The organism is Variovorax sp. J31P207 (assembly GCF_030316965.1).
Classification (GTDB): Bacteria; Pseudomonadota; Gammaproteobacteria; order Burkholderiales; family Burkholderiaceae_C; genus Variovorax; species Variovorax ginsengisoli_B.
Map to the genome: position 1 here is coordinate 186,699 of NZ_JASZYN010000009.1, position 11,678 is coordinate 198,376.

Annotated in this window: 14 protein-coding genes; 8 read left to right on the forward strand and 6 right to left on the reverse strand. The window is 69.5% G+C overall.

Features of this window, described 5'->3' with window-relative positions; translation table 11 throughout:
* Nucleotides 1-3: 3 nt before the first annotated feature.
* From QTI68_RS27960 to xseB, 4 genes are read right to left on the reverse strand one after another with little or no spacing between them, the layout of a single operon-like run.
* Nucleotides 4-366, reverse strand: a complete 363-nt coding sequence (locus QTI68_RS27960) for a hypothetical protein (RefSeq protein WP_286526383.1) — start codon at nucleotides 364-366, stop codon at nucleotides 4-6.
* Between the two features lie 55 nt (nucleotides 367-421).
* Complete coding sequence (gene dxs, locus QTI68_RS27965; RefSeq protein ID WP_286526385.1) at nucleotides 422-2,263, reverse strand: 1-deoxy-D-xylulose-5-phosphate synthase; 1,842 nt, start codon at nucleotides 2,261-2,263, stop codon at nucleotides 422-424.
* Nucleotides 2,264-2,279: 16 nt separating this feature from the next.
* Nucleotides 2,280-3,197 carry a polyprenyl synthetase family protein gene (locus QTI68_RS27970; RefSeq protein WP_286526386.1) on the reverse strand — a complete coding sequence of 306 codons (918 nt, stop codon included), beginning with the start codon at nucleotides 3,195-3,197 and terminating at the stop codon, nucleotides 2,280-2,282.
* Nucleotides 3,194-3,472, reverse strand: a complete 279-nt coding sequence (gene xseB, locus QTI68_RS27975) for an exodeoxyribonuclease VII small subunit (RefSeq protein ID WP_286535514.1) — start codon at nucleotides 3,470-3,472, stop codon at nucleotides 3,194-3,196. The genes QTI68_RS27970 and xseB overlap by 4 nt, the downstream gene beginning before the upstream one ends.
* Nucleotides 3,473-3,653: 181 nt before the next feature.
* Between xseB and QTI68_RS27980 the strand changes: the two genes are divergently transcribed.
* Genes QTI68_RS27980 through QTI68_RS28010 form a run of 7 tightly spaced genes read left to right on the forward strand, consistent with a single transcriptional unit; the run spans nucleotide 3,654 to nucleotide 9,765 of the window.
* Nucleotides 3,654-4,796: an aromatic ring-hydroxylating oxygenase subunit alpha gene (locus QTI68_RS27980; protein WP_286526388.1), complete on the forward strand. Its 1,143-nt coding sequence runs from the start codon at nucleotides 3,654-3,656 to the stop codon at nucleotides 4,794-4,796.
* On the forward strand, nucleotides 4,796-5,728 hold the full coding sequence (locus QTI68_RS27985; RefSeq protein WP_286526389.1) for a DMT family transporter: 933 nt from the start codon (nucleotides 4,796-4,798) through the stop codon (nucleotides 5,726-5,728). The genes QTI68_RS27980 and QTI68_RS27985 overlap by 1 nt, the downstream gene beginning before the upstream one ends.
* Before the next feature lie 12 nt (nucleotides 5,729-5,740).
* Nucleotides 5,741-6,646, forward strand: coding sequence for a sulfurtransferase (locus QTI68_RS27990; RefSeq protein ID WP_286526390.1), 906 nt, complete (start codon nucleotides 5,741-5,743; stop codon nucleotides 6,644-6,646).
* Complete coding sequence (locus QTI68_RS27995) at nucleotides 6,643-7,188, forward strand: DUF2796 domain-containing protein (protein ID WP_286526391.1); 546 nt, start codon at nucleotides 6,643-6,645, stop codon at nucleotides 7,186-7,188. Before QTI68_RS27990 ends, QTI68_RS27995 begins: the two co-directional genes overlap by 4 nt.
* A gap of 7 nt (nucleotides 7,189-7,195) precedes the next feature.
* Complete coding sequence (locus QTI68_RS28000) at nucleotides 7,196-7,900, forward strand: ABC transporter ATP-binding protein (protein ID WP_286526392.1); 705 nt, start codon at nucleotides 7,196-7,198, stop codon at nucleotides 7,898-7,900.
* Nucleotides 7,897-9,159 carry an ABC transporter permease gene (locus tag QTI68_RS28005; RefSeq protein WP_286526394.1) on the forward strand — a complete coding sequence of 421 codons (1,263 nt, stop codon included), beginning with the start codon at nucleotides 7,897-7,899 and terminating at the stop codon, nucleotides 9,157-9,159. The genes QTI68_RS28000 and QTI68_RS28005 overlap by 4 nt, the downstream gene beginning before the upstream one ends.
* Before the next feature lie 3 nt (nucleotides 9,160-9,162).
* Nucleotides 9,163-9,765, forward strand: coding sequence for a DUF3299 domain-containing protein (locus QTI68_RS28010; protein ID WP_286526395.1), 603 nt, complete (start codon nucleotides 9,163-9,165; stop codon nucleotides 9,763-9,765).
* Here the strand turns inward: QTI68_RS28010 and QTI68_RS28015 are convergent.
* Nucleotides 9,762-11,054 carry an alpha/beta hydrolase gene (locus tag QTI68_RS28015; protein ID WP_286526396.1) on the reverse strand — a complete coding sequence of 431 codons (1,293 nt, stop codon included), beginning with the start codon at nucleotides 11,052-11,054 and terminating at the stop codon, nucleotides 9,762-9,764. The genes QTI68_RS28010 and QTI68_RS28015 overlap by 4 nt on opposite strands.
* Before the next feature lie 76 nt (nucleotides 11,055-11,130).
* Here QTI68_RS28015 and QTI68_RS28020 point away from each other — a divergent pair, with 76 nt between their 5' ends.
* On the forward strand, nucleotides 11,131-11,340 hold the full coding sequence (locus QTI68_RS28020; protein ID WP_286369278.1) for a dodecin: 210 nt from the start codon (nucleotides 11,131-11,133) through the stop codon (nucleotides 11,338-11,340).
* A gap of 21 nt (nucleotides 11,341-11,361) precedes the next feature.
* Here the strand turns inward: QTI68_RS28020 and QTI68_RS28025 are convergent, their stop codons facing one another.
* On the reverse strand, nucleotides 11,362-11,595 hold the full coding sequence (locus QTI68_RS28025; RefSeq protein ID WP_286526398.1) for a hypothetical protein: 234 nt from the start codon (nucleotides 11,593-11,595) through the stop codon (nucleotides 11,362-11,364).
* Between the last annotated feature and the right edge of the window lie 83 nt (nucleotides 11,596-11,678).

Genomic DNA, 11,678 nt, shown 5'->3' on the forward strand with positions numbered 1-11,678 from the left:
AACCTACCCGGGCAGCGTTTCGGGCGCCGAAGTCGCGCCCTGCGGCTGCCTTGCGCGGTAGGCGGCCTCCAGTTCGCTGGCGACGCGCTCCGGCTCGCACCACAGCTCGGCGATGGCGCGCTCCCCGACACATTGGCCTTCCAGGCGCACATAGATGCACGGAAAGTTGCCGCCCAGTCCCCGGGCGACATGCAGCAGGCAGGCCGCCAGGGTGGCGAAGCCGCCTTCGTTGAAAGACACGGGCGGCACCACACCGCCGGCACGCGGCGCGCGCACGCCGTAGGCGTAGGTGTGCGTGGCGGCATCCTCGCGCAGCTCGACGACCGGCTGCATGGAGCGCGCGACCTGCTCGAAGATCCTGTCCATGGCGGCAGTGTACGGGGTGGCGGCGGTCCGGCCAACCGGCCGCCCGCTCAGCTACCTAGAACCGGGCCCGGATCGACTGCTCGATCCCGGCCGCGTCGAGGCCGATGCCCGCCAGCAGCTTGGCCGGATCGCCGTGCTCGATGAAGCGGTCCGGCAAGCCCAGCTGCAGCACCGGCTTCTGCACGCCCGCCGCCTGCAGCGCTTCGAGCACCGCGCTGCCCGCGCCGCCCATGATCGCGCCCTCTTCCAGGGTGACGATGGCATCGTGCGTGCCGGCGACCTTGAGCAACAGCTCGACGTCGAGCGGCTTGGCCCAGCGCATGTTGACCACCGTGGCGTCGAGCGCCTCGGCGGCCGTGAGCGCCGGATACAGCAAGGTGCCGAAGGCCAGGATCGCGATGCGGCGGCCTTCGCGACGGATCTCGCCCTTGCCGAACGGCAGCCCTTCGAGCGTCAGCGGAGGCGTGACGCCGGCACCGGCGCCGCGCGGGTAGCGCACCGCCACCGGGTGGTCCTGTTCATAGGCACTGCTGAGCAGCTGCCGGCACTCGGCCTCGTCGGCCGGGCAGGCCACGCTCATGTTCGGAATGCAGCGCAGGAACGGGATGTCGTAGGCACCCGCGTGCGTCGCGCCGTCGGCACCCACCAGCCCCGCGCGGTCGAGCGCGAACACCACCGGCAGGTTCTGGATCGCGACGTCGTGGATCAGCTGGTCGTAGGCGCGCTGCAGGAAGGTCGAGTAGATCGCCACCACCGGCTTCAGGCCTTCGCAGGCCAGTCCGGCCGCGAAGGTGACCGCATGCTGCTCGGCGATGCCGACGTCGTAGTAGCGGCCCGGAAAGCGCTGCTCGAACTCGACCAGCCCCGAGCCCTCGCGCATCGCCGGCGTGATGCCGACCAGGCGGCCGTCCTGCGCCGCCATGTCGCACAGCCAGTGGCCGAAGACCTGCGTGAAGGTCTGCTTCGGCGCCGTCGCGGGCTTGACCAGCCCAACGGCGGGGTCGAACTTGGACGGCCCGTGGTAGGCCACCGGGTCGGCCTCGGCCAACTTGTAGCCCTGGCCCTTCCTGGTGACCACATGCAGGAACTGCGGGCCGTCGAGATGCTTGAGATTCTCGAGCGTCGGGATCAGCGAATCGAGGTCGTGGCCGTCGATCGGGCCGACGTAGTTGAAGCCGAACTGCTCGAACAGCGTGGCCGGCACCACCATGCCCTTGGCATGCTGCTCGAAGCGCTTGGCCAGCTCGAACAGCGGCGGCGCCGCGCGCAGCACGCTCTTGCCGACGTTCTTGGCGGCGGCATAGAAGTTGCCGCTCATCAGCTGCGCCAGGTAGCGGTTGAGCGCGCCCACCGGCGGGCTGATCGACATGTCGTTGTCGTTCAGGATCACCAGCAGCTTGCAGTCGCAGACGCCGGCGTTGTTGAGCGCCTCGAAGGCCATGCCGGCGGTCAGCGCGCCGTCGCCGATGATCGCCACCGAATGCCGGTCCTCGCCCTTCTGCTTGGCCGCCATCGCCATGCCGAGCGCAGCCGAGATGCTGGTCGACGAATGGGCCGTGCCGAAGGTGTCGTACTCGCTCTCGCTGCGCTGCGGGAAGCCCGAGATGCCGCCGAGCTGGCGCAGGGTCGGCATGCGCTCGCGCCGGCCGGTCAGGATCTTGTGCGGATAGGTCTGGTGGCCCACGTCCCACACCAGCCGGTCGTGCGGCGTGTTGAAGACATGGTGCAGCGCGACCGTGAGCTCGACCGTGCCGAGGTTCGAGCTCAGGTGGCCCCCGGTGCGCGACACGTTGTCGAGCACGCAGGTGCGCACCTCGTCGGCCAGTTGCTTGAGCTGCACGCGGTCGAACCGGCGCAGCACGGAGGGATCGTGGATGGTGGGGAGCAGCGGAGCCATGGGGGAGGTGTTGTTGTTATCGATCGCGGTCCACGATCATGTAGGCCAGCGCCCGCAGCGCGGCGGTGTCGGCCAGGGTGCTGCGATCGAGCGCGGCGAGCGAGCGGGCCAGCAGTTCGCGGGCCTGCGCGCGGGCGCCGTCGAGGCCGAGCAGCGACACGTAGGTGGGCTTGTCGCTGGCGGCGTCCTTGCCGGCGGTCTTGCCGAGCGTCTCGGAATCGGCGACGACGTCGAGGATGTCGTCCACCACCTGGAAGGCAAGCCCCACGGCGGCGCCGTAGTCGCGCAGGGCGGCGAGCACCGGGGGCGGCTGCCGGTCGCCGCAGGCCGCGCCCATCTCGACGCTGCCCTGCAGCAGCGCGCCGGTCTTGAGCCGGTGCATTTCGCGCAGCTGGGCCTCGTCGAGGGCCAGGCCGACACTGGCCAGGTCGATCGCCTGGCCACCGGCCATGCCCTGGCTGCCGGCCGCCGTGGCCAGCAGGCGGCAGAGCTGGGCCTGGACCTCCGCTGCCACTTCGTCGCCGGCGGGCGTGAGCAATTCGAACGCCAGCGCCTGCAGGGCGTCGCCCGCCAGCAGGGCGCCGGCTTCGCCGAACGCCACGTGCACCGTCGGCTTGCCGCGGCGCAACACGTCGTTGTCCATGCACGGCAGGTCGTCGTGCACCAGCGAGTAGGCGTGGATCAATTCGACCGCGCAGGCAGCCCGCAGGGCCGCGGCCGGCTGGCCTCCGACCGCTTCGCTGGCCGCGAACACCAGCAGGGGCCGCAGCCGCTTGCCGCCGTCGAGGACCGCATAGCGCATGGCATCGCCGAGCCGGACCGGGGCATCGACGCCCACCCATCGCGACAGCGCCGACTCGACGCTCGCCAGGTAGGGGTCGCTCCAGGCGGCCAGCCGCGCCGCATCCCAGCGCGAGGTGTCCACGCCCTTCATTCGCCGGCCCAGACCTTGAGGCTGCCCGCGTCGAGCACCTTGATCTGGTCTTCGACCGCCTGCAGGCGGTCGCGGCAGAAGGCGAGCAGCGCGGCGCCGCGCTGGTAGCTGCCGAGCAGCTTGTCGAGCGGCAACTGGCCGGATTCGAGTTCGGTCACGAGTTGTTCGAGTTCCTGGAGCCCGGCTTCGTAGCTCGCGGGCAAGGGACCGGTGTCGGGCGAGCTGGCCACGGCGGACGCATCGGCGGGCATGGGAGAAGGAGGCACCTTGGGCATTCAGGGGTTTGGCGTGAAACGCGCCATTTTAGGGCGGGGGCAGGAATGCGGCGCCGAGGGTACAATCGCCCTCTCCCAAAAGCCGGCGCTGCCGGCGCACTCCTTCGGGCCGTCCACACCTTCGACGGCAGCCTTCCGTTTTTATTTCTCTCTCCCTGTGGGGAGCTTGGTCAGGTCACCCATGTCTGATTTAAGTCTTCAACTGCAGCAGGCTTCGAGCCAACTTCCGGTTTCCGCGTACTTCGACGAGGCGCTCTACGCCCGCGAGCTGCAAACGCTCTTCGCCGACGGGCCGCGCTATGTCGGCCACCGCCTCACGGTTCCCGAACCGGGCAACTTCCATACCTTGCCCCAGGAACAGCAGGGCCGCGCGCTGGTGCACACGCCGAAGGGGGTGGAGCTGATCTCCAACGTCTGCCGCCATCGCCAGGCGCTGATCCTGCAAGGCCGCGGCCAGCTCGATGCGCAGGCCGGCGGCAACATCGTCTGCCCGCTGCACCGCTGGACCTACGCCGCCGCCGACGCCCGCACCACCGGCACCCTGATCGGCGCCCCGCACTTCGAGCAGGACCCCTGCCTCAACCTGCACAACTACCCGCTGACCGAATGGAACGGGCTGCTGTTCGAGCAGAGCGCCAACGGCCGCGGCCGCGACATCGGCGCCGACCTGGCCCGGCTCGGCCCGCGCCTGGACCTCGACTTCGAGGGCTACGCCTTCGACCGTGTCGAACTGCACGAGTGCAACTACAACTGGAAGACCTTCATCGAGGTCTACCTCGAGGACTACCACGTCGGCCCGTTTCACCCCGGCCTCGGCAGCTTCGTCACCTGCGACGACCTGCGCTGGGAGTTCGGCCATCATTTCTCGGTCCAGACGGTGGGCGTGGCCAACCGGCTCGGACGCGCCGGCAGCCCGGTCTACCAGCGCTGGCAAGAGCAGCTGCTCAAGTACCGCAACGGCCATCCACCCCGCTACGGCGCGATCTGGCTCAGCTACTACCCGCACGTGATGGTCGAGTGGTATCCGCACGTGCTCACGGTGTCGACGCTGCATCCGATCGGGCCCCAGAAGACGCTCAACATGGTCGAGTTCTTCTACCCGGAAGAGATCGTCGCCTTCGAGCGCGAGTTCGTCGAGGCCCAGCAGGCCGCCTACATGGAGACCTGCGTCGAAGACGACGAGATCGCCGAGCGCATGGACGCCGGCCGCCGCGCCCTGATGCTGCGCGGCGACGACGAGAGCGGCCCCTACCAGAGCCCGATGGAAGACGGCATGCAGCAGTTCCACGAGTGGTACCGCCGCGAGATGCGCAGCCCCTCCTGATGCAGGCGCTCTGGATGGTGCTGGGCGCACTGATCTTCGCCACCATGGGCGTGTGCGTGAAGTTCGCCTCGGCCTGGTTCTCCAGCGCCGAACTGGTGTTCTACCGCGGCCTGATCGGCATCGTCTTCCTTTGGGTGCTGGCACGCAGCCGCGGCGTCACGCTGGGCACGCGCTACCCCGGCATGCATGCCTGGCGCAGCCTGATCGGCGTGGTCTCGCTGGGCGCCTGGTTCTTCGCCATCGCCCACATGCCGCTGGCCACCGCCATGACGCTCAACTACATGAGCAGCGTCTGGATTGCCGCCTTCCTGGTCGGCGGCGCCCTGCTCGCCTGGGTGCCCGTGCCGGGCCGCGACGGCAACATTGCGCGGCCGCCGCTGCAAGGCCCGCTGGTGCTGACCGTGCTGGCCGGCTTCGGCGGCGTGGTGCTGATGCTCAAGCCGACGGTCGGCGACAACCAGGGCTTCGCCGGCCTGATGGGCCTGCTGTCCGGCCTCACGGCCGCCTTCGCCTACATGCAGGTCGTCGCGCTGTCGCGGCTCGGCGAGCCCGAGGCGCGCACGGTGTTCTATTTCGCGGTCGGCTCTGCCGTGGCGGGCGGCCTCGGCACCCTGCTGGGCGGGGCCACGCCGTGGGCCGAATGGACCTGGGGCCACGCGCTGTGGCTGCTGCCGGTGGGCGTACTGGCGGCGCTGGGCCAGCTCTGCATGACGCGCGCCTACGCCAGCGCCAAGACCGAAAGCGGTACCCTGCTGGTTGCCAATCTCCAATACTCGGGCATCGTCTTCGCCGCGATCTACAGCGTGCTGCTGTTCGGCGACCGGATCGACGCCTCGGGCTGGGCCGGCATGGCACTGATCGTCTGCAGCGGCATCGCCGCCACCGTGCTGCGCCAGCGCTCGCTGCCCAAGGCGCCCGCCGAGGAACACTGAAGGGGAGCTTTCATGTACACGACCTTGATTTCCGCCGAGCAGCTGAAGACCCTGCTGGCCAGCGGCACCGCATCGATGCTGTTCGACTGCAGCTTCGAGCTGATGAAGCCCGACGCCGGCCCGCAGCTGTACCGCGCGGCCCACATCCCGGGCGCGGTGTACGCCAACATCGACACCGACCTGAGTGCCAAGCATGGCGCGCCGGGCGCCCACGGCGTGGTGGTGGCGCAGGACGACGGCCCGCCGGCTTCGGGCGGGCGCCACCCGCTGCCCAGCCGCGAGCGCTTCGCGGCCTGGCTGTCGAGCGTCGGTTTCGCCAACGGCATGCAGGCGGTGGTGTACGACCGCAATGGCGCCAACTATTGCGGCCGGCTCTGGTGGATGCTCAAGTGGATGGGCCACGAGGCCGTGGCCGTGCTCGACGGCGGCCTGCAGGCCTGGCAGGCGGCGGGCGGCGAGGTCACGAGCCGCGAGGAGCCGACGCATTTCCAGTCGAACTTCGTCGCCGGCGCGCCGCTGCTGAAGCTGGTCGACACGCGAACGGTCGCGGCCCGGCTCGAGCAGCCTGACCAGACGCTGATCGACGCCCGCGCCGCCGCAAGATATCGCGGCGAGGTGGAACCTCTGGACCCGATCGCGGGTCACATCCCGGGGGCCCTGAACCGGCCCTTCACCGAGAACCTCGGTCCCGACGGAAAATTCAAGCCGGCCGCGCAGTTGCGCACCGAGTTCGAGGATTTGCTGGCGGGCCGGGATCCCGCGACGGTCGTCCACCAATGCGGCAGCGGCGTGAGCGCCGTGCCCAACCTGCTCGCCATGCAGATCGCGGGCCTCGGGCCGACCGCGCTCTATGCCGGCAGCTGGAGCGAGTGGAGCAACACGCCGGGGCTGCCGACCCGGCAAGGCGCCCAAGCATGACCCTGTTCCGACGACCGTTCGTCACCTTCGCGATCACCGCCCTCCTGGCCGCTCCCCTGGCCGCATCGGCCCAGGCACAGGCCGCCCACGTCCATGGCCAGATCAGGCTCGACGTCGTGGTCGACGGCCCGACCATCGTGATCGCGATGGAATCCCCGCTCGACAACTTCGTCGGCTTCGAGCGCGCCCCGCGCACCGACGCCGAGAAGAAGACCGTCGAGGACGCGATCGCGCAGCTGCGCGCCGGCGCCGACCTGTTCAAGATCGATCCGGCCGCGAACTGCAAGCTCGGCCCGGTGACGCTGCGCTCGGCCACGCTGGGGCTGGGCAAGGGCGAAGAAGGTGCCGCCGAAGGCCACGCCGACCTGGATGGCAGCTTCGCATTCAACTGCACCAACGCGGCAGCCGCCAAGTTCATCGATGTCGAGCTGTTCAACGCCTTCAAGGGGCCGCGCCAGATCGAGGCCCAGATCGCCGCGCCGCAGGGCCAGTTCAAGCGCACGCTGAAGCGGCCCGCGATCCGGCTGGCCTGGGGCAAGTGATCCGACCGTGAGCTTCGTCCTTTCGGCCGCCGCGCTGCGCTTCGCCTGGCCGGGCGCCGACCGCCCCTGCATCGACATCGAGCGCTTCGAGGTCAATGCAGGCGAGGCGGTGTTCCTGCACGGGCCGAGCGGCTGCGGCAAGAGCACGCTGCTGTCGCTGCTGGCCGGCGTGCTGATCGCCGACGCCGGCCAGGTCCGCCTGCTGGGCCACGACTGGGCCGCGCTCTCCGGCGCCGCGCGCGACCGGGCCCGGGTCGCGCACGTGGGCTACATCTTCCAGCAGTTCAACCTGCTGCCCTACCTCAGCGTGCTCGACAACGTGCTGCTGCCCTGCCGCTTCTCGGGCCGCCGCATGGCGCAGGCCTCGCAGGACGGCTCGGCGCAGGCGCAGGCCCGCGAACTGCTGGCCCGGATGGGCCTGGACAGCAGCCTCTGGCAGCGCCAGGCGATGCAGTTGTCGGTCGGCCAGCAGCAGCGCGTGGCGGCGGCCCGGGCCCTGATCGGCCATCCCGAGGTCGTCATCGCCGACGAGCCCACCTCGGCGCTCGACGAGGACCGCCGCGAGGCCTTCCTCGACGTGCTGCTGGCGGCCTGCGCGGCCCATCGCAGCGCGCTGGTCTTCGTGAGCCACGACCAGCGCATCGGCGCGCGCTTCTCGCGCCATGTGCTGCTGCCCGAGATCAACCGCGCCGCCTCGGGGGTGGCGGCATGACGGCGCTGTTCGGCATCGCCTGGCGCAGCGCCTGGAACCGCCGCTTCACGCTGGCGCTCACGGTGCTCTCGATCGCGCTGTCGACCTTCCTGCTGCTGGGCGTCGAACGCATCCGCACCGAGCTGCGCGAGAATTTCTCGTCCTCCGTGTCGGGCACCGACCTGATCGTCGGCGCGCGCACCGGCTCGACCCAGCTGCTGCTGTATTCGGTGTTCCGCATCGGCGCCGCCACCAACAACCTGCAGTGGAAGAGCGTCCAGGCGCTGGCCACCCACCCGGGCGTCGCCTGGGTGGTGCCGGTGTCGCTCGGCGACTCCCATCGCGGCTTCTCGGTGCTGGCCACCACGCCGGCCTACTTCGAGCGCTTCCGCTACGGCAACCGGCAGCCGCTGCGGCTGCGCGAAGGCAAGCCCTTCGCCGAGCTGTTCGACGCCGTGGTCGGCGCCGAGGTGGCGGATTCGCTCGGCTATCGCGTTGGCCAGCAGATCACGCTGGCGCACGGCAGCGGCGAGCTCGACGTCTCCGACCATGCCGACAAGCCCTTCACCGTGGTGGGCGTGCTCGCGCGCACCGGCACGCCGGTCGACCGCACGGTTCACATCGGGCTCGAGGCGATGGAGGCGATCCATCTCGAATGGGTCGGCGGCGCGCCGATGCCGGGCCTCAAGATCCCGGCCGAGCAGGTGCGCAAGTTCGACCTCACGCCCAAGACCGTGACCGCGGTGCTGGTCGGCCTGAAAAACCGGGCCGCCGTGTTTGCGGTCCAGCGCTGGGTCTCGACCTATGGCGGCGAGCCGCTGATGGCGATCCTGCCGGGCGTGGCGCTCGACGAACTCTGGCGCGTGGTCGGCGTCGGCGAGAACGCGCTGCTGCTGATGTCGGCACTGGTCGCGCTGGTGAGCCTGGCCGGACTGGTGTCGGTGGTGATGGCCGGTCTGAACGAACGGCGCCGTGAACTCGCCGTGCTGCGCGCGGTCGGCGCCAGCCTGCGCCATGTGCTGGCGCTGCTGGCGCTCGAAGGCGCCTTGGTGACGCTGCTGGGCGTGCTGCTCGGCGTCGTGGCGACGGTGCTCGGCGTCGCCTGCCTGTCGCCCTGGCTGCAGTCCCATTTCGGTCTCGCGCTGCGGCTGACCGAACCCACCCCGAACGAATGGCTGCTGCTCGCGAGCGTGCTGGCGGCCGGCTGGCTCGCCAGCTTGCTGCCGGGCATTCGTGCCTACAGGTTGTCGCTTGCCGATGGACTCTCCCCCAGGATCTGACACATGAACTTGCGCCCTCTTCTTCTGTCGCTGCTTTCGTTCACCATCGCCAGCAGCGCCCTCGCCGCCGGCCCCGCACCGCAGGCCACCTCGCCGACCCAGCCGCTCGGCGGCAAGGTTGCCGACACCAAGGCCGTGCCGGGCCAGCCGCGCCTCATCACCTGGGAAGAGCTGGTGCCCAAGGACTGGGACCCCGGCAAGGAGCTCAAGGGCATCGACCTGAGCAAGCTCGACGACAGCGACCCGCGCGCCAACGAGCTGCTCATGAAGCTGCAGGAGGTGTCGAACAACGCACCGACCAATCCGGCGCTCAACGGCGTCGAGGTCAAGATCCCGGGCTTCATCGTGCCGCTCGAGGAGAACAAGGGCGAGGTCACCGAGTTCCTGCTGGTGCCCTACTTCGGCGCCTGCATCCACACGCCGCCGCCGCCGGCCAACCAGATCCTCCACGTGCGCCCGAAGCAGGGTGCGAAGTTCCGCGCCATGGACACGGTCTGGGTCAGCGGCAAGCTGCAGACCGTGCGCAACGACTCGATGATGGGCGTCAGCGGCTACCAGATCGCCGCCGACAGCGTCACCAAGTACAGCGGCAGCCCGAAGCCCTAACCACCCGCCCTAGGCCGGAACAACTGGTAGATCCGGTCGTAGAAATCGGCCGGGAAACGCCAGTAGCGCGCGCCCCCGGGGGTCTGCTGCTCGTCGAGCCCGCGCCGCGGCGGCGGCGCATTCAACAGGAACTGCGCCACCATGTCGCCGCTGACCCAGGGGTCGTCGTACCAGAAGGCGTGCGAACTCTCGGGCAGGTTGGGGATGTCGTTCGGGTCGACGCGGATCAGGTCGAAGCGCAGCTTGCGCGATGCGTCGACCAGGAAGCGGGTCTGCTCCTCGTCGAGTTCGGTCACGTCGGGCCGGCCGGCGCGCGAGGCCCGGCCGACGATGGCGGCGAAGCGCAGCACCGAGTCGTTGAGGTTGGCGGCGATGCTCACGCGCTCGATGATGTCGATGTAGCCGGTCAGCTCGTTGACGAAGCGGCGGGTGTCGATGTCCGGCGCCGCGAAGTAGATCTGCCCGAGCCGCAGGCGCTGCTGCAGCTGGGCCCGCGTCTCGCCGGGCCGCGGCGTGCCCAGCCGCACCAGTGCCGGGCTCAGCACCTGCGCGCCGGCGCTGTAGGCCAGCACGTCGATCTTCGACGCCGTGGTGTTCTCGCCCAGCAGCTCGACCATCCGCGCGAAAGGCTCGACCGTGCTGGCCGCATTGTTGACGTCGGTCAGGTAGCGCAGGATCGATCCCGCAGAAGGCCACATGAAGACCAGCACCACCATCCGCCGCCCGGTGAAATGGCGGAACTGCGCCGCCTGGGCGGCCGCACGAGGCACCGTGTTGTTGGAGCCATGCACGTAGATCAGCAGTTCGCTGTTGGGACTGGCGGCCAGCGCCTTGTTGATCATCGCGAAGAAGGCCTGGGCCTCGGGCGAGTTCTTCACGTCCTCGTTCGAGCGCAGCACCGCCTTCTGCTCGAGCCGCTCGAGGTGGACGATCGGGCGCTCGTCGGGATCTGCGCTGGTCGACAGGCGATGCAGCGTCTCCCAGTCGAGCGACTCGTCGCCGACCCGCACGTGGGCCACGCCCATGCGCAGGTCGTCGGTCGGCACGATGGTGTGGACCGGATCGGGATGCTCGATCAGCGCCAGCCGGTTGGTGGCATAGAACACCGGCACGTCGGTGGTCTTGAGCTTCTCGCCGATCTTCTCGAAGGGGTCGATGTCACCGTTGCTGAAGCTCACCGGGGTGGGCATCAACCGCACCGGGGCGTAGCAGCCGGCCAGCAGCACCACGGCCAGCAACGAGAGGACAAGGCGCGCGGCCCGGCGGATTCCGACTTGAGAGGGGTGCATGCGCCGGAAGTATAGGGAGCCCCCACAGACGGCTGCGAACGTGCCACCATGGCGGTCCCGAAAAAAGGAGACCACCATGTCCGATCATGTCTACAAGCTTCTGGAACTCACCGGCTCGTCCCCGACCAGCAGCGACGATGCAGTGCGCCGCGCGATCGCGAAGGCCAGCGAATCGGTGCGCAACATCCAGTGGTTCCAGGTCACCGAGACCCGCGGCCACGTGGTCGACGGCAAGGTCGGCCACTGGCAGGTGACGCTGAAGGTGGGCTTTACCCTCGAGGACTGATCTCCGCCCGCGGTGGCGGGCTCAGTCGGGCGCCTGGATCACCCGGTCGAATTCCTCGTCGGCCGGCACGTTGTCGGCGTCGAGTTCGCTGGCGTCGGTGAGGTCGATGCCGGTTTCTTCCGACAGCTCGTCGGTGGCGCCGGTTTCGTCCGAATCGAATTCCTCTTCGTCCTCGGGCAAGACGTCGTCGGTGTCGTCGATCTCGGGTTCGTCTGCGGCTTCTCCGGACCGCAGAGGGGGGTCGGCGCTGGTCATGATCGGACTCCTAGATAGCTGCTTCGCATGATGCGCCCCACTAGGCGCGCCCCGCCGAATCCACCTCATCGGCGAAGGGACAA

What these genes read in the sequence shown, in the direction of transcription:
- QTI68_RS28020 (WP_286369278.1), top strand. Translation starts at nt 11,131, where the DNA reads ATGTCCGATCATGTCTACAAGCTTCTGGAACTCACCGGCTCGTCCCCG.
- QTI68_RS28015 (WP_286526396.1), bottom strand. Translation starts at nt 11,054, where the DNA reads ATGCACCCCTCTCAAGTCGGAATCCGCCGGGCCGCGCGCCTTGTCCTC.
- QTI68_RS27980 (WP_286526388.1), top strand. Translation starts at nt 3,654, where the DNA reads ATGTCTGATTTAAGTCTTCAACTGCAGCAGGCTTCGAGCCAACTTCCG.
- QTI68_RS28005 (WP_286526394.1), top strand. Translation starts at nt 7,897, where the DNA reads ATGACGGCGCTGTTCGGCATCGCCTGGCGCAGCGCCTGGAACCGCCGC.
- QTI68_RS28025 (WP_286526398.1), bottom strand. Translation starts at nt 11,595, where the DNA reads ATGACCAGCGCCGACCCCCCTCTGCGGTCCGGAGAAGCCGCAGACGAA.
- QTI68_RS27970 (WP_286526386.1), bottom strand. Translation starts at nt 3,197, where the DNA reads ATGAAGGGCGTGGACACCTCGCGCTGGGATGCGGCGCGGCTGGCCGCC.
- QTI68_RS28010 (WP_286526395.1), top strand. Translation starts at nt 9,163, where the DNA reads ATGAACTTGCGCCCTCTTCTTCTGTCGCTGCTTTCGTTCACCATCGCC.
- dxs (WP_286526385.1), bottom strand. Translation starts at nt 2,263, where the DNA reads ATGGCTCCGCTGCTCCCCACCATCCACGATCCCTCCGTGCTGCGCCGG.
- QTI68_RS27960 (WP_286526383.1), bottom strand. Translation starts at nt 366, where the DNA reads ATGGACAGGATCTTCGAGCAGGTCGCGCGCTCCATGCAGCCGGTCGTC.
- xseB (WP_286535514.1), bottom strand. Translation starts at nt 3,472, where the DNA reads ATGCCCAAGGTGCCTCCTTCTCCCATGCCCGCCGATGCGTCCGCCGTG.
- QTI68_RS27995 (WP_286526391.1), top strand. Translation starts at nt 6,643, where the DNA reads ATGACCCTGTTCCGACGACCGTTCGTCACCTTCGCGATCACCGCCCTC.
- QTI68_RS27990 (WP_286526390.1), top strand. Translation starts at nt 5,741, where the DNA reads ATGTACACGACCTTGATTTCCGCCGAGCAGCTGAAGACCCTGCTGGCC.
- QTI68_RS27985 (WP_286526389.1), top strand. Translation starts at nt 4,796, where the DNA reads ATGCAGGCGCTCTGGATGGTGCTGGGCGCACTGATCTTCGCCACCATG.